21 protein-coding genes and 3 pseudogenes are annotated in these 20212 nt (G+C 57.3%); 18 read left to right on the forward strand and 6 right to left on the reverse strand.

Annotation, left to right across the window (positions count from 1 at the left end; all coding sequences use genetic code 11):
• Positions 1-149: 149 nt before the first annotated feature.
• From V4T21_RS18320 to V4T21_RS18330, 3 genes are read left to right on the forward strand one after another with little or no spacing between them, the layout of a single operon-like run.
• Entirely contained in the window at positions 150-398 is a 249-nt protein-coding gene (locus V4T21_RS18320; protein WP_332719619.1) for a hypothetical protein, read from the forward strand.
• The gene (locus V4T21_RS18325; RefSeq protein WP_332719622.1) at positions 362-817 is read left to right on the forward strand and encodes a hypothetical protein; all 456 of its coding nucleotides are present in this window, start codon (positions 362-364) and stop codon (positions 815-817) included. Before V4T21_RS18320 ends, V4T21_RS18325 begins: the two co-directional genes overlap by 37 nt.
• Positions 817-1374 (forward strand): hypothetical protein, encoded by a 558-nt coding sequence (locus V4T21_RS18330; RefSeq protein WP_332719624.1) that lies wholly within the window; start codon positions 817-819, stop codon positions 1372-1374. The genes V4T21_RS18325 and V4T21_RS18330 overlap by 1 nt, the downstream gene beginning before the upstream one ends.
• 246 nt (positions 1375-1620) lie before the next feature.
• Here V4T21_RS18330 and V4T21_RS18335 read toward each other — a convergent pair whose 3' ends face one another.
• Positions 1621-1857: a hypothetical protein gene (locus V4T21_RS18335; RefSeq protein WP_332719625.1), complete on the reverse strand. Its 237-nt coding sequence runs from the start codon at positions 1855-1857 to the stop codon at positions 1621-1623.
• Positions 1858-2059: 202 nt separating this feature from the next.
• Here V4T21_RS18335 and V4T21_RS18340 point away from each other — a divergent pair.
• A pseudogene (locus V4T21_RS18340) lies at positions 2060-2200 on the forward strand (SOS response-associated peptidase); the annotation flags it as partial.
• Positions 2201-2313: 113 nt separating this feature from the next.
• Here V4T21_RS18340 and V4T21_RS18345 read toward each other — a convergent pair.
• The 4 genes from V4T21_RS18345 to V4T21_RS18360 all read right to left on the reverse strand — a co-directional run bounded on the left by V4T21_RS18345 (position 2314) and on the right by V4T21_RS18360 (position 7327).
• Positions 2314-3579, reverse strand: a complete 1266-nt coding sequence (locus tag V4T21_RS18345; protein ID WP_332719627.1) for an FAD-dependent oxidoreductase — start codon at positions 3577-3579, stop codon at positions 2314-2316.
• Positions 3580-3881: 302 nt separating this feature from the next.
• Positions 3882-5534, reverse strand: coding sequence for an ABC transporter substrate-binding protein (locus V4T21_RS18350; protein WP_332719629.1), 1653 nt, complete (start codon positions 5532-5534; stop codon positions 3882-3884).
• 24 nt (positions 5535-5558) lie between these two features.
• The gene (locus V4T21_RS18355) at positions 5559-6389 is read right to left on the reverse strand and encodes an ABC transporter permease (RefSeq protein WP_332719631.1); all 831 of its coding nucleotides are present in this window, start codon (positions 6387-6389) and stop codon (positions 5559-5561) included.
• Complete coding sequence (locus V4T21_RS18360; protein ID WP_332719633.1) at positions 6389-7327, reverse strand: ABC transporter permease; 939 nt, start codon at positions 7325-7327, stop codon at positions 6389-6391. Before V4T21_RS18360 ends, V4T21_RS18355 begins: the two co-directional genes overlap by 1 nt.
• A gap of 239 nt (positions 7328-7566) precedes the next feature.
• On the opposite strand from V4T21_RS18360, the gene V4T21_RS18365 reads away from it, so the two are divergent.
• From V4T21_RS18365 to V4T21_RS18385, 5 genes are read left to right on the forward strand one after another with little or no spacing between them, the layout of a single operon-like run.
• Positions 7567-8565, forward strand: a complete 999-nt coding sequence (locus V4T21_RS18365) for an ABC transporter ATP-binding protein (protein ID WP_332719635.1) — start codon at positions 7567-7569, stop codon at positions 8563-8565.
• Positions 8562-9557 carry an ABC transporter ATP-binding protein gene (locus V4T21_RS18370; protein ID WP_332719637.1) on the forward strand — a complete coding sequence of 332 codons (996 nt, stop codon included), beginning with the start codon at positions 8562-8564 and terminating at the stop codon, positions 9555-9557. The genes V4T21_RS18365 and V4T21_RS18370 overlap by 4 nt, the downstream gene beginning before the upstream one ends.
• Positions 9558-9617: 60 nt before the next feature.
• On the forward strand, positions 9618-10976 hold the full coding sequence (locus V4T21_RS18375) for an MmgE/PrpD family protein (protein WP_332719639.1): 1359 nt from the start codon (positions 9618-9620) through the stop codon (positions 10974-10976).
• A gap of 23 nt (positions 10977-10999) precedes the next feature.
• The gene (locus V4T21_RS18380) at positions 11000-11797 is read left to right on the forward strand and encodes an SDR family NAD(P)-dependent oxidoreductase (RefSeq protein ID WP_332719641.1); all 798 of its coding nucleotides are present in this window, start codon (positions 11000-11002) and stop codon (positions 11795-11797) included.
• Positions 11794-12462, forward strand: a complete 669-nt coding sequence (locus V4T21_RS18385) for an aminotransferase class IV family protein (RefSeq protein ID WP_332719643.1) — start codon at positions 11794-11796, stop codon at positions 12460-12462. The genes V4T21_RS18380 and V4T21_RS18385 overlap by 4 nt, the downstream gene beginning before the upstream one ends.
• Positions 12463-12960: 498 nt before the next feature.
• Here V4T21_RS18385 and V4T21_RS18390 read toward each other — a convergent pair.
• A pseudogene (locus V4T21_RS18390) lies at positions 12961-13247 on the reverse strand (helix-turn-helix domain-containing protein); the annotation flags it as partial.
• 171 nt (positions 13248-13418) lie between these two features.
• Here V4T21_RS18390 and V4T21_RS19235 point away from each other — a divergent pair.
• The 9 genes and pseudogenes from V4T21_RS19235 (at position 13419) to ccoN (ending at position 20207) form a co-directional block, all read left to right on the forward strand.
• Positions 13419-13541 carry an excalibur calcium-binding domain-containing protein gene (locus tag V4T21_RS19235; RefSeq protein WP_440589677.1) on the forward strand — a complete coding sequence of 41 codons (123 nt, stop codon included), beginning with the start codon at positions 13419-13421 and terminating at the stop codon, positions 13539-13541.
• A 235-nt stretch (positions 13542-13776) separates the two neighbouring features.
• Positions 13777-14001 (forward strand): annotated as a pseudogene (locus V4T21_RS18395) (BrnT family toxin); the annotation flags it as partial.
• 61 nt (positions 14002-14062) lie between these two features.
• The gene (locus V4T21_RS18400; RefSeq protein WP_332719645.1) at positions 14063-14284 is read left to right on the forward strand and encodes a BrnA antitoxin family protein; all 222 of its coding nucleotides are present in this window, start codon (positions 14063-14065) and stop codon (positions 14282-14284) included.
• Between the two features lie 496 nt (positions 14285-14780).
• Positions 14781-15599, forward strand: coding sequence for an ABC transporter substrate-binding protein (locus V4T21_RS18405; protein WP_332719647.1), 819 nt, complete (start codon positions 14781-14783; stop codon positions 15597-15599).
• Between the two features lie 86 nt (positions 15600-15685).
• The gene (locus V4T21_RS18410; RefSeq protein ID WP_332719649.1) at positions 15686-16357 is read left to right on the forward strand and encodes an amino acid ABC transporter permease; all 672 of its coding nucleotides are present in this window, start codon (positions 15686-15688) and stop codon (positions 16355-16357) included.
• A complete protein-coding gene (locus V4T21_RS18415) occupies positions 16357-17097 on the forward strand; it encodes an amino acid ABC transporter ATP-binding protein (RefSeq protein WP_332719651.1) in 741 nt (246 codons plus the stop codon). The genes V4T21_RS18410 and V4T21_RS18415 overlap by 1 nt, the downstream gene beginning before the upstream one ends.
• A 12-nt stretch (positions 17098-17109) precedes the next feature.
• Positions 17110-17787 (forward strand): amino acid ABC transporter permease, encoded by a 678-nt coding sequence (locus V4T21_RS18420; RefSeq protein ID WP_332719653.1) that lies wholly within the window; start codon positions 17110-17112, stop codon positions 17785-17787.
• A gap of 286 nt (positions 17788-18073) precedes the next feature.
• Positions 18074-18520, forward strand: a complete 447-nt coding sequence (locus V4T21_RS18425) for a group III truncated hemoglobin (RefSeq protein ID WP_332719655.1) — start codon at positions 18074-18076, stop codon at positions 18518-18520.
• Between the two features lie 34 nt (positions 18521-18554).
• Positions 18555-20207 (forward strand): cytochrome-c oxidase, cbb3-type subunit I, encoded by a 1653-nt coding sequence (ccoN, locus tag V4T21_RS18430; RefSeq protein WP_332719657.1) that lies wholly within the window; start codon positions 18555-18557, stop codon positions 20205-20207.
• Positions 20208-20212 lie beyond the last annotated feature (5 nt).

Consider the following 20212-nt stretch of genomic DNA (forward strand, 5'->3'; position numbering starts at 1 on the left):
CCGAAGCGGGACTATCCCGCCGCTACCGTGGACGAATTTTGCACCGCCGATCCCACCCGCACAAACATCATGCGGCTAACCACCCATTTTCACGATTTCGAACCGTGCTCCCTTCTGGGCTCCACCAAGCCCATGAAAGGAGACATCTCATGGCGCAGAAGACCAAGCGTTCCAATCCTGAAACCATGCCGGCGGACGGCAGTGATTGGACCGAAATTGATTTGAACGAGTTACTGGCGACCAAATCGCCGGCACCGGTGTTTCCGGTCGACGCTCTGAGCGTCTTGTCATTTCGGCAAACAACGGCAGGCGGGAAAAAGCCCGCCTCGCTGCACAGCTTGCCAAAATGCCTGCGGCGCAGTTGCGCAAGGTCAATCCCGCCGTGTTCGCCGCGTTAGGCTCTGACGGCATGACGCTCTTCGCAAACGCCAAGGGCGAAAGCAGTGGTCTCCAGCCCGACCTCAAGCCGACGGAGAAGCCGAAGGGGCCCTCGCTTTTCCAACGGCTTCGCAATCGGCCATGGCTGAAGGGCATGTCCACAGCGCTCCTGATCTGCGCTGCAGGTGTTGGGCTTAAACTGACCGTGGCTTTTGCTGTCGATGCCGGACTTTTCGAACCCGCGAAAACTTACCAGGGTTGGCCGGTCTGTCCGCGCCTCGATCTGGCGCAAGACGGATGCGTGTATTTCACGCATTCGGGCAATTTGGCGATCGAACGGATTACGGCACTGACCGGCCTCCCCGCCGAAATCATCGTCGGCGCCAACCCGATCTGGTGGACACGATCATGGGCAGCCGCTGACGTCGCGGAGTTGTAATGGACGGTAACCATTCATTAACTTCGTGCTGGTGGGCAAAAATATTTGAGCTAATCTTCCATTGCCTGATGGCATTGGGGGACATCATGAAAAAGTTAATCGCGCTACTGGCGTGCGCCGCCCTACTGGCGGGCTGCTCGACCACTCAGTCTAAGTTCTATGAAGACCCTACCGCGCCGCAGGATACTTTCTTGTGCCGGGCGTACCTTGATACTGATGACGTCCAATACCGCGCGGACGTGGCCAAAGAGCTATCGCGACGCGGCCTCACTGACCAACAATGCCGAGACAAGGTTGCGGGACACACCGCAGCCTTAGTGGGCATAGCACTGCTCGGTACGGCATTGGCCGTAGGAGCAGCGGCCAGCAGCGGCGGAGGCTATTCGGCGCCGTACTACAGCGGTGGCGGCTATGGCTATGCCTGGGATCAATTTTACAACGTCTCTTATCGGCTGATTTGGCGATGCCGAAGCCGCGCAAATGGGCAGTTCGTTCCTGATAGCTATTGCGCCGGAAAGGCCAAATCCGATTTCACCTGGCCCGGGTACTCTGCTTGAGAATTGAAGCAGGTCGTTAAAGGCGTTCGGCAACCTCAGTTTGCCCGTTCAGTCAACGGCCAAACTTATCCCCCACCTTCGGCCATCTCGTACCCTGCCTCCATTGAACTTCGATGGAGAGCGGATATGCACCTTCAAGAATGGAAGCTGTTGCTGCGGATCGCCGTAGCTGTGATTGAATACGCCTTGGAGCGCATGTGGCATGGGACGCATTAACCCCCAGCCTGCGCTTCAATCGGAAGGAAATCAGTTCGCGCGCTGCTTTATCCGGTCTCGCAATGCCTCGTATCGAACGATAAGCCCATCGATCGTTTCGGCATCGTCGGGGCGCGTTTCGCGCAGGCCGGAAAGGATATCGATCTCCTGCCCGATCATCCGCAGATTGTCTTCGGGCGTTCCCTCTGGAACGTTGGGGAACTGTTCCCACGCAGTTATCACCTGCGCGGAAAGGGCCAATCTGTCCATGTTGTAGGGCTTGGTCATGGAGCGACCATTGCCGAGCGGGCCGGGATGGTCAATCCTGTCGGCATGTCTGTGTTTGCGCGCTTTCTCACCATCGCCGGTGTTCTCGGTGTCGTGCTCAGCCTCGTGCTGATCGTACGGCCGCTGTTTGGGTGGTAAGATGGCAGTCGTTCGAGCACATCATCACGAGCCGGCACATCTGCGCTATAAGGTGCAGCCCCGCAAGACGACGCCAGTCATACTGACGACGCCCGACGAGGTGGAAACGTGGCTGACGAGCGAAGCAAGGGCGCTGCAACGCCCCCTGCCCGATGGGTCGCTCAAGATCGTGGCGCGCGGCGTCAAAGAGGATGGAACGGTATGAGGTTGTTTCGCCGCCCCAGACTGCTTCCCAGACGCCCACGCATGCCTTCCCCACGGCGCATGATCACCGGTCGATATCGACGGCGAGGTCGATCGCGTCTGAGCTCGCACTCATCAGAGGAACGCGCCCTGATCGAGAAGCAGGTTCCGGACCGCTGCAGCCGATACCTTTTCAGGCCCCAAGGCGCTCAGGGCAGCTGAGATGCCAGCGGCATGGCCTGTGGCAAAGGCCGTCCCCATGACGCGGATCGATCCATATGCAACCTCATCGGCACAACCAATAGTCCGGCCTGCTATCCACACATTGTCGAGCCGTTGTGGGCGCAAACTGTCAAACGGGATATGAAAATATCGCTCGCCGCCGACCCGATGAAACTGAGCGCCATTGAGCCCGTCATGGACTTCGGCGGGCCAGCACCCACAGGCGATGCCGTCTTCACGTTGCCGACCCGAAAGCACGTCCTCGCCAGAGACGGCCAGACGCGGGACCGCCTGCTCGGTACATCTAATCCCCACCTGCGGTCCAGTGGCCACGATATGGGCGTTGAAGAATGCGGGGATTGTTCGTTTGAGCTGCGCCACCGAGCGCCAAGCAAGATCACGGCCGATCTGCTCGACGCGCGTCAGCGAGGGGCCGGAAAGCCCGTCCGTTATAATGTCGATCCCCAGCCACCAATAATCACCGCTGTCAGGAAGCTTGAAAATGCCACCGCCGCCCGAACGAATGCGGGCATCGCGATAGTGGTTTGGCACGGTATCAAGGGCGCGTGCAATTTGTGAGCGATCCAAAACGGCGTCGCGAGAAATTCCTCCAATGCGCACCGGAAAAGAGGCAGGAGGACGTTCCTCGAGAGGTTTTTCGAAATGAGAGATTTCTCCACAAGCTAAGCGAACCAGATTGGCATCCCCCGAAGCATCGACAAACGCGCCCGCCGATATTGACCTGCGTCCAGAATGATCTTGTACCGCGACAGACCGCACTCTGCCGTTTTCCGTATCTGCATCGATGACCCGGCTGTGCAGCAAAACCCCGACCTCCGCCTCAGCAGCGACACTATCGAGCCCATATTTGAGAGCTTCGGGCGCGAGCATGACGATCCAATTGCCAGTGCGATTGCGGATCGGTTCGGCGTTTGCACCCAAGCTGGCCAGCTTTTCAAGAACGCGGGCACCCACGCCCCGTACGCCCATCAAAGGCACTTCGGTGCTGGTCCAGAACCCGCAATAGGCCAAAACATTCGATCCGGTGGCCGCCCCGCCCAGAAAACCATAGCGCTCAATGAGCAATGTTTTCGCACCTGTATCGGCCGCCCCAACTGCCGCCGCCACACCGGCAGAACCACCGCCTACAACCACCACATCATAATAATTGTCGATCAAGTCATGCCCTATCCGGCAGTCGCATCGGCCTCGGTTTTAGCTATTGCATCGCCTGAGACGGGCTTGAGGCTGCATGAGCCATGAAAGGACATTGACCGGGCCTGGATGGCGAGATCTGCGTCGGTGAGCGCGCAAAACGTTATCAATTGAACGGCCCGAACGCCCGTCCCTGCCAGTTTTAGAATTTCCTGCCATGCATGCGCAGGAAACCGCGCGAACTTCGAACTGGCAGCAACACACTTGTGTGGAGCGGATGTGCGTCCGAGGTGTCCTTGCACACCCGCCCCATTGCAACCCAGCGGTCAGTTCACAGTGATAAATCCAGGGCCAAACATCATGGCGTCACTGTTGACGGCGGTCCATTCATACTCATTGGAAACCACCCAATCGACCACATTGCGCCAGAGCATCAATGCCGGTTGTTCACGCTCCCAGATCGCAACCATTTCGCGGAACAGCCTTACCTTTTCTTGCTCATCGGGCTCGGCCATATATTGTTCCCCAAGCTCGATGAAGTCAGCCGGGGGTGTCCAGCTGCGATCGTCGACACGGGTGGCACGAGCAGAGTCAGGCCCCCAGAACCCCCAGATGGCACGGGTGGGTGTGCCGTCAAAGACCACCGACATTGACATATTGAGCACGCCAAAGGGATGCTTGAGAGCCAGAGGCCAGCTGTCGACGATGTTGAGCCGGACATTAATTCCCAGATTGCGCCATTGCTCTGCTATGAACTCAACGGCAAGGTCGAAATTGGGATAAGCGCCGCGCACGACATTGATGACAACTTCTTCGCCATTATAGTTCGATTGCTCCAGATATTGGCGCGCTGCATCGATATCATATTCGATAAGAGGGCGGATTTCCGGATCGTAATAGGCCGGATTGTCAGGGAAATTGAAAGGAGCCGGCGCAAACGTTGCATCTCCCCACAGCGCCTCAACCAAGGCGTCGCGATCGATGGCTGCCGACATGGCATAGCGCAGGTTCACATCAGCAGTTGGCGTTGGCGCAAATTCTGGCAGGTCCAGCGCGTTATAGGCCAGCATGATATAACCATCGGCAGGCCGGCTGATATAGGTGAGGTCTGGGTAGGACTCGACAGTGCCGATTTCATCGACAGGCGTATTGACCATAAAGTCATATTGGCCCGAGACCATGCCGGCCAAACGGCCTGAGAATTCAGGAACCACACGGAACTCGATGGTTTCGAGCGGCGGCGTTCCGCCCCAATACTCATCGAAAGCCTCGAGTTTGACATGGCTGGCCTGATCAAATTCGACCACGCGATAAGGTCCGGTTCCAATCGGGTTTTGGCCGAAGGCTTCCGGGCCGACCTCCAAATAATAATCGCGCGGAACAACAAAGCCCAATGGCGTCACAAATCGATAGGGCAGGTTCGGATCAACGACCGAGGTTTTGACCTCGACGGTCATCCCATCGATCGCTTCGACGGACTCAAAAGAAGTGGTGTAGCGCGTGCCCGTCGGTACCAGGGCGTTCTCGCCCCAAATCCGCTCTTCCGAGAGCGTAAAGGCAACGTCCTCGGCCGTCATGGTTTCCCCGTTATGAAACTTGACGCCCTCGCGGATGGTGAACTGCCAGGTCATATCATCGACCTGCTCCCATTCGCTCACCACCGAAGGGGCAAGCTCACCCCCCTCGGGATCTTCGAGCCAATTACGACCCACGATCGGATCGTAGATATTGCTCATGATCCGAAGAGAATTGGTGGAGTTCCCATCGATCGGCTCAAGGCTGCGGTAGAGCCCGTTAACGGCGACCACTATATCGGGTCGGTCGGCCTCCTGGGCGGCAGCGCTGCCCCCGATCAATCCTGCGGCGATCACCGCAAACGTCGTCATTAGAATTCGCATTTTGATACCTTTTTGCTCCTTGAGAGCGTTGCGCTTGATAATCCCTGCAAAAGCCAGCCGGCAGCGCAATCCATCCGGCAAGCGAGTTGATTATCTTGCTCACACTCAATCACGACGCAAGGTCGGATCCAGCCTATCGCGCAATGCATCGCCCAAAAGACTAATAGCCAATGTGGTGAGAAAAATCAGCAAGCCAGGTATGACGGCCAGCCACCACGCCCGGGCCAGGCTGTTGCGCCCCTCCCCGAGCAGCTGACCCAGACTGGTCAGCGGAGGCTGGATCCCTAGCCCGAGAAAACTCAAGCCCGTTTCGAGCAAAATGGTCTGGGGGAAATTCAGCGTCGCTTGCACAATTACGATGTTAAAGACGGTCGGCAGAATATGGCGACGGTCAATGGTCATATTGGAGACGCCAATCGTGCGCGCCGCTTCAACGAAAGGAAGTGTATGGGCCGATAGCGCCCCGCCGCGCACGAGCCGCGCATAGCTTTCCCAGCCATAAAGCCCCAGCACCACGACGAAAAGCACCAGCGAATTGCCGAATATGGCGACAACCGCCAAAGCGATAATAATGAAAGGTACCGCTGCCTGCAGGTCGATCACGCCCAAGATCAGACCGCCAACAAGCTTGCCGCTTCGGGCCGCAAGCAACCCCAAAACCGTTCCCAAAACAGCACTGATTACAGTGCCCATTAGAGCAAGACCGATGCTCAGCCGAGTACCAAAGACAAGACGGGCCAAAAGATCGCGTCCCAATCCGTCGGTCCCTAGCGGATAGTCCCAGGTCCCGCCCGCAAAGACCGGAGGCAGATTGCGCGCCAGAAGGCTCGACGCGCTATAGTCATGAGGCGTGAGATAATCGCCAAAAATCGCAAAAGCGATAACGAGAACCAAAATAGCAGCCGGAATCGTCACCCCAAGGTTCAAGCGCTTCATTATGCGCCTCCCGATCGGCGACTGGTGCCGATACGCGGATCGAGCCAGCCATAGAGCAGATCCACGATCATGTTGGACAAAGCCATAGTGGCTGCCGCTAAAATGACGATTAGCTGAACCACGGCAAGATCGCGGTCGGTCACCGATGTGACCAAAAGCCTGCCCACGCCTGGCCAGGCAAACACCGTTTCGATGACCACCGCCCCCGCGATCATCGAGCCGATGCTGAAACCTGCCAAGGTAACCAAGGGGACAAGAATAGCCCGCATCACATGATGGGTCATTCGCCGTAAAGGCGGGACACCATTGGCTTTGGCCGTGCGCATGAAGGGAGAGGAAAGCACTTCCAAAACCGCAGAGCGCGTCATACGGGCGTAAGAGCCTGCCGTGGCCATGCCCAAGGTCATGACCGGCATGATAAGGCTCAGCGCGCCATCGAACCCACCGGCGGGAAGCATGCGTAAGCTCAGTGTAAACAAAAGAATGAGCAAAATACCTAGAAAGAAGTTGGGCATGGCAAACCCAAAGACCGAAAAGCCCATTACGAACCTGTCGACCAGCTTACCCCGATGAAGCGCCGCAATCATTCCCGCCGGGATGCCAATGACCAGAGCGACGAGCAAAGAAAGCCCAGTCAAGATCAAGGTCGGGCCAATGCGCGGGGCCACCATATCCCACGCGCTGCCACCAGTGCGAAACGAGATTCCGAAATCTCCGCCCAAAATGCCGCGCAAATAAGAAAGATACTGAATGGGCAAGGGATCACCCAGGCCGAACCGCTCTCGATATTGATCGATAACGATCTGAGGAGCGTCCGAGGGCACCATAGCAGCCACGGGATCGCCGGTCATACGCAGAAGGATAAAAACAAGGGTCGCGGCCGCCCAAACCGTCAGCACGAAGCGGAGGAGTTTCCCCAGGAAAAATGACAGCGACAACCGATCCTCCGGTCTGCAGTTTTTCTAATATTTCTTCATTCTTTGAATACAACTACCCCAAAATCGATATATTGCGCAACTCCATTCTTTCAGTTGCCTTTATTTTGGAATATTGTATCAGTCTAATATTGACAGCTGCGCGGATCGGGGACTAAGAAGGAAAGCCGTGCGCGCGACCGTTCCGCTCCGGGGCGAACGCGCTCGGACGTGTCTCCAGAACGGCCAAGAAAGAGGCCACAATGCACCACCCACTGCTCGATGTCCGCGATCTCTCGGTTCGTTTCCGCACCCAAGGCGCGCCAGTTATTGCTGTCGACAATGTCAGCTTCTCGGTCGCCCAAGGGGAGGTGCTCGGTGTAGTTGGGGAATCGGGTTCGGGCAAGAGCCAGACATTTATGGCTCTGGGTGGCCTTCTTGCCGCCAATGGAGAAACGAGCGGACAAGCGCTATTGGATGGGCAAAACCTGCTTACACTCACCGATCGTGAACTCGACAAGGTCAGGGGCCAAAAGATTTCCTATATCTTCCAGGACCCCATGACAGCGCTCAATCCATTTCGCTCGGTTTCCGACCAGATGACCGAGCTTTTATGGCTCCATCGCGGCCTCGACCGCGCCCAAGCTCAGGCCGAAGCCTTGCGCCTGCTCGAACGCGTGCGCGTTCCCGATGCACGACGACGGCTTAAGGCCTATCCCCACGAACTTTCAGGCGGCATGCGTCAGCGCGTGATGATCGCCATGGCCCTTTCAAATCGTCCTAAATTGTTGATCGCCGACGAGCCCACCACCGCGCTTGATGTCACCGTACAGATCCAGGTGCTCGATATTCTCGATGAGTTGCGCCGCCAAGAAAACCTTGCTGTCGTGCTCATCACCCACGATATGGGGGTCGTCGCCCGGCTGGCCCATCGCGTGATGGTGGTCTATGCCGGAACCATCGCCGAAGAAGGTAACGTCGATGACGTCCTGATGCGTCCCACCCATCCCTATACAGCCGGGCTTTTGGATTCCATGCCCGATCTCGCCGGCCCTCTGGCTCAACTCAAACCCATCCGAGGCCATCCCCCCGAGGGCCAGAAAGCGCGGACCGGCTGCATGTTCGAGCCGCGATGCTTTAAGGCGCAGCCAATCTGTAAGGATAGCGTCCCCAACCTTCAGCCACGAACCGGCCGTCAGCGCCAAGCCTGTCATTTCCCTCTTGAAACCCATGACATAGAGCCAATCGGAGCGCGATCATGACAGACGCCCTTGAGGGGCTGGACGTCGAAACCCTTTCGATCAGCTACCCAATTAACCAAGGCCTGATGCGCCCCGAGCTCGAGCTCAAGGCAGTCCGGGACGTAAGCCTTTCCATTGCACCGGGCAAGACTCTGGGCGTGGTGGGAGAATCGGGCTGCGGGAAATCGACCTTGGCTCGCGGTATCCTCAGGCTACAAAACCCAAAGAGTGGCACCGTTCGCTGGAACGGTCAGACCATATCAGACCTCTCCGACGCCGATTTCCGCCACGTGCGGCCGCAAATGCAAATGGTCTTTCAAGATCCCCTTGCCTCACTCAATCCACGGATGCGGACCTCCGATATCATCGCCGAACCGCTCCTCACCCATCGCCCTGAACTCACTGCCCATGGACGGCAGGCCCTTGTCGCCCAAGCCATGGAACGGGTGGGGCTCAGGCCGGAGATGGCACAGCGCTTCCCACATGAATTTTCCGGCGGACAAGCCCAACGTATCGGTATTGCACGCGCTATCGTACTCGAACCTGGATTGCTCATTTGCGATGAGGCCGTCTCCGCGCTCGACGTTTCTATCCGCGCCCAGGTGCTGGTCCTGCTCGAAGAGTTGCAGCAAAGCCTGGGAATCGCCATTTTGTTCATCAGCCATGACTTGGCGGTCGTGCGCTATATCGCCCATGAGGTGATGGTGCTGTATCTGGGCCGAGTGGTTGAATATGCAAGCCGGGACACTCTGTTTTTGTCTCCCAAGCATCCCTACACCAAGGCCCTGATTGGTTCAGTCCTCTCCAAGGATCCGCAGGTTGAGCGCGGACATAACGTACCTGCCATCGGTGGCGAACTCCCCTCCCCGATCGACCCTCCACCAGGCTGTCCGTTCAATACCCGCTGTCCCTTGGTCCAACCCATATGCCGACAAACCATGCCGCACCTGCTCACTCAGCCTGACGGGTCCCAAGTCGCGTGCCATGTGGTCGAGGCGCAAAAGGCGGCATAAGACCATTGGCACTTAAAATATCGACTGCCTCGTGCCGCAGCTCAGGAAAGAAAGCACCCCATGACAATTTCTGATCGCGAATGGGTTGGCCGCCATTTGGCACTCGCTCAAAGCCCAGTCTCTCACCAGGACGCCAAGGTTTTGGGTCGGCTTACTGCAGACACCGTCGCAATCGCTCACTATGCGCGCAAGCATCAGGTCGGCGGGACGGCCCACGACCAAGTCGCCATTGCGCTGGGTGAAACCGGAAGCACGGTTTGGGGCGCCGGGCAATGTGCCCCTTTTGTCGATGCCGCCTTTCTCAATGGCTCAGCGGCCGAAGCGCTCGACTTCCAGGAGGTGCTCCTCAATGGTCGCAACAATGGTCACGCCGCCGTCGTGATCGTCCCGGCCGTGCTCGCCCTTGCCCAACAGTATGGCGCAAGCCCCGATACGGTACTGCGTGCTCTGCGCGCCGGGTTTGCTGCCAATATTGGCCTGGGCGAAGCGCTGGGTCGAGCCCATCGCACCCAAGGTCGAGGGTTTCGCACCACATCCTTGACGGCGACCCCCGCCGCGGCCCTGGCCTGTGCCGTGGTGTTGGAGGCCGATCTTGATACGGCGCTCTCGGCCCTGGGCATTGCTGCATGTGCTCTTCCCGCCGGATTGCTCAGCGCGATGTCGCCGGCAGTTGGCAGCTATAGTGAGGACAAAGATCTCTCCGTAGGATTTTCAGCGCGCCATGCGCTCCATTCGGCGCTTTTGGCACAGGCCGGCGCTACCGGCCCTCAGACCCCTATTACCGGCGACAAGGGATGGCTTGCCAGTTATGCTTCGGGCTCGGCCGACGTTTCATACCTCGACATTGCGCCACAAACCCGCGCGCTCTCGTCCTATTCGATCAAGCTTTTCCCGGCCAATTTCGGCTGCCAGGCAGCAATTCGTTGTGCGATCGAATTGGGTCGCGAACTCGATCCCTCACGCATTAAGCGGTTGGTCGTAAAGGTCAAATCCTCAAGTGCGCAATCGCTTTCGACACGGGCCATCGATAACCATCTGGCCGCTCGTTTCAGCTTGCCCTTTGCAGTGGCCAGTGCCTTTATTCGCAAGCGGTCCCAACTTGCCGATTTCGAGGGCGAAGCGGTCACCGACCCCCAGGTCCTCGATTTTATGTCGCGCGTCGAAATCACTGGCGATGACCAACTCGAAGCTCGCCATCTCGAGCATGGGATTTTCCCCGCGCATGTGGTTGCCCACGGCTCGCAAGTCGTGCTGGCTGAACGCGCCTATGACGGCCCCTTCCATGAAATGGGTGAACCTGAAATAGACAATCTGTTTGCCGCCAAACTCGATAGCCTTACCGACAAAAAGACCGGCGCTAAACTTCTGGCATACGCCCGCAATCCCGGCGCTCCTGACGCGCTCGAGCTTTTGAGGTAACGGGCCAAAATCGGGAGAGCGCCATGCTCAATCTAAAAAACCGTATCTGCCTGGTGACCGGCGCAGGCGGTGATATCGGCGGCGCCATCGCAGCCCGTCTCGCCGAGTTCGGCGCAAAGGTTCAAGCTAGCGATCTTGATCCTGGTCGCGTAACCGCACGATTTTCGGGCAGCCTCAGCGCTCTTAAACTTGACGTCACCAGCCAAACAGATTGGGACCAAGCGGTCAGCTCGATCATCGCTCGGTATGGCAAGCTCGATGTCGTGGTCAATTGTGCCGGCCTTTTTTCAACTACCGCCGACCGCATCGACCAAATGGAGCTAGACCAATGGCGCAGGCTCCATGCGGTCAATCTTGATGGAGCGTTTCTGGGCACCCGGGCGGCGGTCCGGACCATGGCGAAATCAGGCGGAGCCGTAATCAATATCGGTTCGATCGTGGGCTATTTCGGAGCGCGTAGCGGCGTTGGCTACGGCACCAGCAAAGCTGCAATCTGCGGACTGACCATGCAAGCGGCGGCCAACTGCGTTTCGATGGGCATTCCCGTGCGCATCAATGCAATCCATCCCGGTTATGTGCTGACCGACGCCGCCCTGGCTAGCGAACTTGCCCGTCATGGAACACGCGAAAAGGCCATCGCAGCTTTTGCCACGCGCAACCCCGGTGGGGTTATCATAACACCCGAAAATGTCGCCGATTCCGTTGTCTTTTTGGCCTCCGACATGGCCAAAATGATCAACGGTGTGCAATTGCTCGTGGACGCTGGACTATCCACCCAGATGCCCGGACGCCCGTTCGAGGCGCCGCAAAACGCTCAATGAAAGCAGTGGCCGCCGCCATGACCCACCAAAACCCCATAAGCTTGATCGAAACCCTGTTGTGGCAAAAAGGTGCCGGATACGCTCTCTTGGATCGACACCTCAAGCGCCTCGAAAGCTCAGCGCGCTTTTTCGGCATTCCCCTCTCGACACCCGGAATCGAGCGTCTCCTAGAAAATGCTATCGCGGGGTTCGAAAGCCCTCGAATGCGCGTGCGGCTATTGCTCGATTCCCATGGAAGCCCTTCTGTCTCGGCAACCGCACTGCCCCAGGCACAAGTCCATCAACCCTTTCGCTTTGTTATCGCCGACGAAAGGGTTGATGCGGGCAATATTTATCTCAAACACAAAACGACCCATCGAGCCTTTCTCGACAAGCCTCGAGAGCAGGCCGTCGCCCAATTTGATGTCGATGAAGTGGTATTTCTCAATCAGCGTGGAGAGTTGACGGAGGGGTCCTACACTTCACTGTTCCTTGAACGTGACGGCCCCATACTGACGCCCGCAATTGAGTGCGGGCTGTTACCGGGCACGCTTCGCGGAGAACTTTTGGCCACTGGAAAAGCCCATGAGGCTCTGCTCTACCCCCAAGACCTTGCGCGGGCCAATCGGATTTGGCTTGGCAATTCCGTTCGAGGCCTGATGCCAGCCCATTGGATACGCACTTGAGAGAGCCGTCTGCCGTGCTCGATTTTTCCTTTGGTTTGGCACCTTCGATGCGGCCGACTAACGATGCTCAGATAAGCGTCGGCAAGCGCTGTCAGCGCCCCTCTTCCAGTTCTCTGGGCACGGTGATCCGGTAGAAAGGATTATATCGCATATCCTTGACCGACATGCGCCTTCCTGAATCCAGATCGATGCATACCTGCTCGATGAGTTGAAGCGTTTGACGGTGGCGTCCTTGATGGTGCGGTTCATCCGCTCCAACTGTCCGTTGGTCCACGGATGGTTGATCTTGGTGCAACGGCACCAAGGGGCTGCCGCGCTTCTGGATGCGTCCAGGCTGCTCATCTATGCCGCACGCGAGACCACCCACCAGCCACTGCTGCAAGCGTTTTGGGAGAAGAACGCTGCACGCGCTGCAGTACAAGCTCAAGTGGCTGCGGGATTGGAGCGCTGAAGACCAGTCTCTATATATGCGTGCGCGCGAGACAGGGGCCCCCTGGGGTACCCGCCGGTGAACCCGCATTCGTCGCGAAGCCGGTCGAACACCCGCTTGGCCGTATGGCGCTGCTTGCGCGGGACCTTTACATCCTCTTCCAGCCATCGATCGATGGTCGAAACAAATGCATCGAGCTTCGGCCGCCGGATTGGTGACTGGCGTCGATAGCCCGGTGGGTCGAATACGACAGCATCTTGCGAACACTGTCGCGCGATATGTTGAAATGCTTCGCGGCCTGGCGCTGCGTCATCCCTTCCGAGCAGGCCAGACGGACCTTCAGATACAATTCCACGGTGTAGATCCCCGAACCCTCCTGCGCTCATTGCAGAAGGACAATAGGTGGACGACTTTTACGCCGCCCGAAGCGGGACTATCCCGCCGCTACCGTGGACGAATTCTGCACCGCCGATCCCAGACCGAGCTTGCAGTCCTGGCCACCGTTCCTGCGTTTGCTCAACGCGATATGGATTGTTCGGACTTCCGCACGTGGCGAGAGGCCCAAGAGTTCTACGAGCACAGCGGCCCGGGCGATCCGCATAGGCTCGATGCTGACAACGACGGCATTGCGTGTGAAGCGCTGCGGTAGTCAGTAGAGCCCCGTGCTCCGTTGTTCGCGCCGAGGTGAAAGACGCCTCTTTGCCGAGCGGATACAACTACAGCTCCATCAAGACGCTGGTCGTAATCTGCCCCTACTGTTCCGTGATAATTAGCGCAACGATCGAACCCATTGTACTAAAAACCGACCTCGTGAATGCAATCAAGCGGCGCTAGCTCTTTCCTCTCGGTGAATGGGGTTATGAATTTTCGTGTTCGTTTATTCCATGCTGATCACCTATGATGAGCCGAAGCGTCAGACCAACATCGCCAGGCACGGCTTGGACTTCGCTGATCTGTCGCTAAAGTTCTTCGAAGCGGCAAATGAACGCCTGATGGCCATTGGCGAATTCAAAGGCCAGATCATTATTGCCGTGGTGTTTCGCCCTCTGGGTACCGAGGCGCTTTCGGTGGTTTCGGTGCGCCCGGCCAGCCGGAAAGAAAGGAGCCTGCGTGACCAAGTTTTCGTCAAAGCGTCCGCTTACCGATGCCGAGGAAGCGGAAATCCAGAAGATGATCAAGAGCGACCCGGATGCGCCCGAGATCACCGACGCCCAGGCCCGCAACCCCATGAGCTTTTCCGAAGCTATGAAACGCGGGCCCGATCGCCCTCGCCTGCACAATGCCAAGAAGGCTGTCACCCTCCGTCTCGATTCTGAGATCGTGCAGCGCTTCAAGGCCAAGGGAGATGATTGGCGCATCCGTATGGCCAAAGTCCGTAAGGATGCGTCTTGATCTCGCAGGCGTGAAACGACGGGTTGGATTGAATCGAGACCGCAAACCCAATCCGGAGGCTTTCCAGCGTCGATAGCGTTGCCGGCCGAGCACATCGCGACCTTCTGGACTCCAAGCGAGATCATCTCTCCCTTAGTCCCATGGGAACATCACCACCCCTTTGTCAGGCCGAAATCGGTTTTCTCCTTTGTGCGCGAGAAACACTCAGGATGTTGCACTTTAGTCAGGTCATTTAAGCAGCGTTTTGTCCAAAACATAAGCTGATTTTAGGCTAACTTTCGCCGGCACTTCCACATAGGTTTTGATCTGCCCATGTACCTGCGAGATCAAAAATATCGATAAATCTTGGGACTTTTGGGCCCTAACTGAATCTCTCCCAAGAGCGGTAATTGGGCAGGAGAACCCGATTTTTGCGAGCTTGCGCCTTCTCCCAGGCAATTTGCACACGCCCTAAGCCTGGCTATGGTAGGCGATTGCTAACCTGTGGAGGGGATTTATGGTTCGCACGCATTTTCGAAATCTCGCGCTTAGCGTTATCACGGTCGTAACCGCATCAGCGGCAAGTGCCGCAAACGCAGAAACACTGATCGCCGGAATCGAGGCGGCTTTTCCGCCATGGGCATACGCCGAGCGCGGAGAATATAAAGGCATCGCCGTCGATGCCATGCGTGCCATCGCCGAAAATCAAGGCCTCGAGGTCGAATTCCGCGACATGCCCTGGCCCTCTCTTATCCCTGCTCTTTCGAGTGGACGCATTGATCTGCTCGTCACCGGACTCAACGTGACCGAGGAGCGTAATGAAGTTCTCGATTTTTCCATACCATGGTGGGAAAACGACGACGAAGTGCTCGTCAACAGCGATTCCGGTCTGACCTTTGATGAAGCGTTGTGCTGTGGCGTCACAGTCGGCGTACAGGGTGGTTCTACCCAGCAGAGCTGGGCAGAGGCCAACCTCGATGACGTCACGATCCGGGCGTACCCTGACTATGTCGCAGCCCTCGATGACATGGCAGTTGGACGGATCAATTCCCTGATCGTTAGCACCGACAGCGCCGAATCGTTCATCGCCAACGGACGCGATGTCGTGATCGCCGGCACTATCGAAGTGGGGCAACCCCAAGCGTTGGCTGTGCAGCGCGGCGATCCCAATGGTATCCTGGCTCAACTCAACCAGGGAATTATCGAACTCTACGAATCCGGTCAGTGGGAAGAAATCGTTCACTCGTACTCGCCGCACGCCACGATCCGCGACGTACCAGCGACAATGCCCGACTATGTGCGAACCTACCAAGAGCCGATCGCCGGCCTTGAGTGACGAAATCATCGAAGGGCAGGTAAAGGCACCTGCCCTTCTGAAATCAAGCACTCCCCTTCCCAACCAACAGTTGACCCGACTGGTCCGTGACTTTCCAAAGACTGCTCGACGAATTGCCTTTCCTTCTGGCCGGGCTCGGTATTGCACTGCAACTGCTCGTTGCGCTGCTTGCTTTCGGTCTGGTTCTAGGGCTAGCCCTTGCATTGCTGAGTGTCTACGGCGGACCGACACTGCGGTTGCTCACAACGTTGTTTGAAAGAACGTTTCGGGGCATCCCCGAAATCATCCTCTTGATGCTCTTTTTCTACGGTGTCGGAGAGTACATTCCGATGAGCGCTTTCGGCGCAGCCGTTGTCGCCTTGGGCTTACGCTCAGCTGCCTACCAGTCCCAGATATTTCGCACGTCCATTCAAGCGACCGATACAGGGGAAGTCATGGCCGGCCGTGCTCTGGGCATGTCAGGGACCCAGGTCGTGGCGAAAATCGTTCTCCCCCAAGCACTCCGGCGCTCGATCGGCGCTTGGACAAACGAATATTCGTCCGAACTCAAAGCGACCTCACTAGCCTTCGTGATTGGCGTGGTCGAGCTGACCCGGCAGGCCAGCTATATCATATCAAGCCTGCAAGGGAGTGCTTTGGCAGTGATGACAGTGGTTGCAGCATTCTATTTCATCGTCAATGCTTTAGGCAACGCAGCTCTCTATGCGCTTGAGCGAAAGCTCGCCATTCCCGGAGCCGAGCAAGGAGAGCTTTCTTGATGAGCGATGATCCCGTCCTTAGCTTGCGCAACATCCATAAGCGCTATGGAGACGTCTCCGTACTCAATGGCGTCGACCTTGACCTCACTCAAGGGCAGTCCAAAACGATAATCGGGCCATCGGGCACGGGAAAGTCTACTCTTCTGCGCTGTATTAATTACCTCTCCCCTCCCGACAAGGGCACTGTCCTCCTGGAGGGGAAAGACGTTGCCCGGGAAAATATCGATGCCGTCCGTTCGCGCATTGGGTTCGTGTTTCAAGACTTCAATCTGTTCACGCACCTGCGGGTTATCGACAATGTCGTGCTGGCCCAGCGAACGGTCAAGAAACGATCGAAATCTGAAGCACTGGAGCGAGCTGAACTCGAACTTGAAAGAGTTGGTTTAACCGACCGAAAACATGCCTTTCCTGCCGAGCTTTCCGGAGGCCAGAAACAGCGTGCAGCCATTGCACGTGCCCTTGCAATGGACCCAATCTTGGTTCTGTTCGATGAACCCACATCAGCGCTCGATCCTGAACTCACGGGCGAAGTGGTCCAGGTCATGAAAAAACTGGCCGAGGAAGGGATGACGATGCTGGTGGTCAGCCATGAAATGGGATTTGCCTCGGCAGCGGCCGATGAGGTGATCTTTATGGAAGGCGGCGTAATCGTTGAACAGGGCCCTCCTTCCGAAATCCTGACAGCTCCACAACACCCCCGAACCGCGCAGTTTCTCTCGATGATTAACGAGACCCACTAGCAGGACGGCCCAATGATCGAGTTCGCGAAAGAATGGGTGCCGTTTATTGCTCAGGGAATACCCACGACGCTAGGCCTCTGGATAGCGGCAATCTCGCTCGGTTTCGTGCTTTCGCTATTTTTGCTGTGGGGGCGGCTCTATGCAAGTCGGCCAATCTACTGGCTGGCGACCGCATATGTTGAAGTGTTCCGCGGCACTCCGATGCTGGTCCAACTGTTTTTTATCTATTTCGGCTTACCAGAAATCGGCATCGTGCTCGATCCTCTGACCTGCGCTGTCGTGTGCATCGGTCTCAATTCTGCAGCCTATCAGGCCGAATATTTCCGGAGCGCCGTCCGCTCCCTGCCTGCAGGGCAGATGACCGCGGCGCGGGCCTTGGGAATGAGCCGCACGCAGGCGTTTAGGAAGATCATACTCCCCCAAGCCGGGCGAAGAGCCATCCCCCAATGGTCCAACGAAGTCATCGTCGAGCTGAAATACACATCCATTGCCTACGCGATTGGCGTTACGGAAATGACCGCACTTGCTGAACAAGCAGGCTACCAAACCTTTAGGTTCCTTGAAGCCTTCCTGATCGTTGCAGCTATCTATCTGATCCTTACAAGCACGGTGGCGTTCATCCTCGAGCGTGTTGAACGCAGGCTCTACATCCCCGGCCTGACGTATCGCAGCGGGAGAGGCGTTCAATAGGATACGGCGGGGCATTGAGGTTTTCATCTCGGCAATAGTTATATGGGCCGCGAGGGCACTTCTCCACCATTGAGGGCATGCTTGAATGTGTTTGTCACGAAAGCGCGCTGGATTTGACCACTGAGAATGCAAGGGAGGACGGGCGTGGCAGGTTTGAGCCTATAACATCAGCCGCGCGAAAAGGTGCATCGGGTTCTCCAAAATGTCGCAGGCCTATGGTAGCATCTGCATTGCAAATCTGGCGAATTTAATACATGTATTTGCAGTGCATGTTTGGAGGGCAGCGATGGCCACGCTCACCGAAACCGGGTTGCGAGAGCAAGTCGAACGCTTTTACGAAAAAGTTCGCGTCGATGACGCGCTCGGGCCGATCTTTGCCGATCACGTTGCCGATTGGCCTAGCCATCTTGATCGGCTCACGGATTTCTGGTCGTCGATCATGCTTACGTCGGGGCGTTACAAGGGTAATCCCTATGCGGCGCACCTGCCCTTCTCCGCTCGCCTCGACACCGCGCTATTTGAACGCTGGCTGACGCTCTGGAGCGAAACGGCCCGTGAACTGTTTGCCGATGAAACTGCTCTCCGGTTGGAGGACAAGGCAAACCGTGTGGCCAATAGTCTTATCGCGGGAATGCTTTTCCGGGCCAACCGGACAAGTCCTGGATCACAAGTTTCTCCAGCGCTGAACGGGAAAAGACACGACCCATCACGTCTAGGCGGCGTACGCACATAGCTTAATCCGAGCGGCAGCATAAAGGAGGGCCCGGATGGTCGCACAACTTACCAAGGCAGAACGCCAGGACTGTATTGCAATCGTTCTGGGCGTTTTGATTCTGGGAGCAGTATTGGCCATTGCGGGGCTGCGCGACCCCTTGGGGGGCCACGGCTTGCTGATCGTTGCTCTCAGCCTGGGAGCCCTCCTCTACCTTCTCATCCGTTATGACAGACCCGAACCGAGCGAAGATCGCCTCGTGAGCTATTATGACGATCCGACCCGGGTGGGGATCGCCTTTACGATGGCCTGGGCCATCTTCGGAATGTTCATGGGAGTCTGGGTCGCGGCCCAGCTTGCCTGGCCGGAGCTCGAATTCGGGCAGGCCTGGTCGGGTTTTGGGCGTATCCGTCCCACCCATACTACGGGCGTCATCTTCGGGTTCGGTGGCAACGCGCTGATCGCCACATCATTCCATGTCGTACAGCGTACCTCGCGCGCGCGGTTGGCGAGCAATGTGCTGCCCTGGTTTGTGCTGTTCGGCTACAATCTGTTCTGCATCCTGGCCGTCACCGGCTATTTCATGGGGATCACCCAATCCAAGGAATATGCCGAACCTGAATGGTACGCCGACATTTGGCTGGTCGTCGTCTGGGTCGCCTATTTCTTCCTTTATCTCAGAACGCTGGCGCGGCGGAAGGAACCGCATATCTACGTCGCCAACTGGTATTACCTGGCGTTCATCGTGGTCGTTGCGATGCTTCACATCGTCAACAACATCGCCGTGCCGGTTTCGTTGGGCAGCGCCAAGAGCTACATCGTCTGGTCCGGCGTGCAGGATGCGATGGTGCAGTGGTGGTATGGCCACAACGCCGTGGCGTTCTTCCTGACGGCCGGGTTCCTGGCCATGATGTATTATTATCTGCCTAAGCGGGCCAACCGCCCCATCTTTTCTTATCGCCTGTCGATCCTGAGCTTCTGGGGCATCACATTTTTCTACATGTGGGCCGGCTCGCACCATCTGCACTACACCGCCCTGCCCCATTGGGTGCAGACGCTTGGGATGACTTTTTCGGTCATGCTGCTCGTGCCGTCTTGGGCATCGGCCGGCAACGCACTGATGACGTTGCGTGGCGCCTGGCACAAAGTCAGGGACGATGCAACGCTGCGGTTCATGGTCGTCGCGGCGATCTTTTACGGGCTTTCGACCTTTGAAGGTTCGTTCATGGCCATTCGCCCAGTCAATTCGCTATCCCACTATACAGATTGGACCGTGGGGCACGTCCATGCCGGCGCGCTGGGTTGGGTGGCGCTGATCACCTTCGGTTCGCTCTATACCGTCGTTCCCTCGCTCTGGAAACGATCCGGCATGTATTCCAATAAACTGATCGAGGTCCATTTCTGGCTCTCGCTCGCCGGCACCCTGATCTACATCTTTGCCATGTGGAACTCAGGCATTGTGCAGGGCCTCATGTGGCGCACCTATACCGAGGGCAATACGCTCACCTATTCCTTCGTTGATACGCTGGTCGCGATGTATCCCTATTATATCGCCCGTACGTTCGGCGGCCTGCTCTTTCTCATCGGCGCAATCATCGGCGCCTACAATATCTACATGACCGCCAAACGTGGTCCCGTCGCAGAGCACGACTTAACCGATGTGCCGATCTCGGGCGCTTCCAGTCCCAACCCCAGTCCGGCGGAGTAACAGGC

This window comes from Pelagibacterium mangrovi (assembly GCF_036662815.1).
GTDB lineage: Bacteria > Pseudomonadota > Alphaproteobacteria > Rhizobiales > Devosiaceae > Pelagibacterium > Pelagibacterium mangrovi.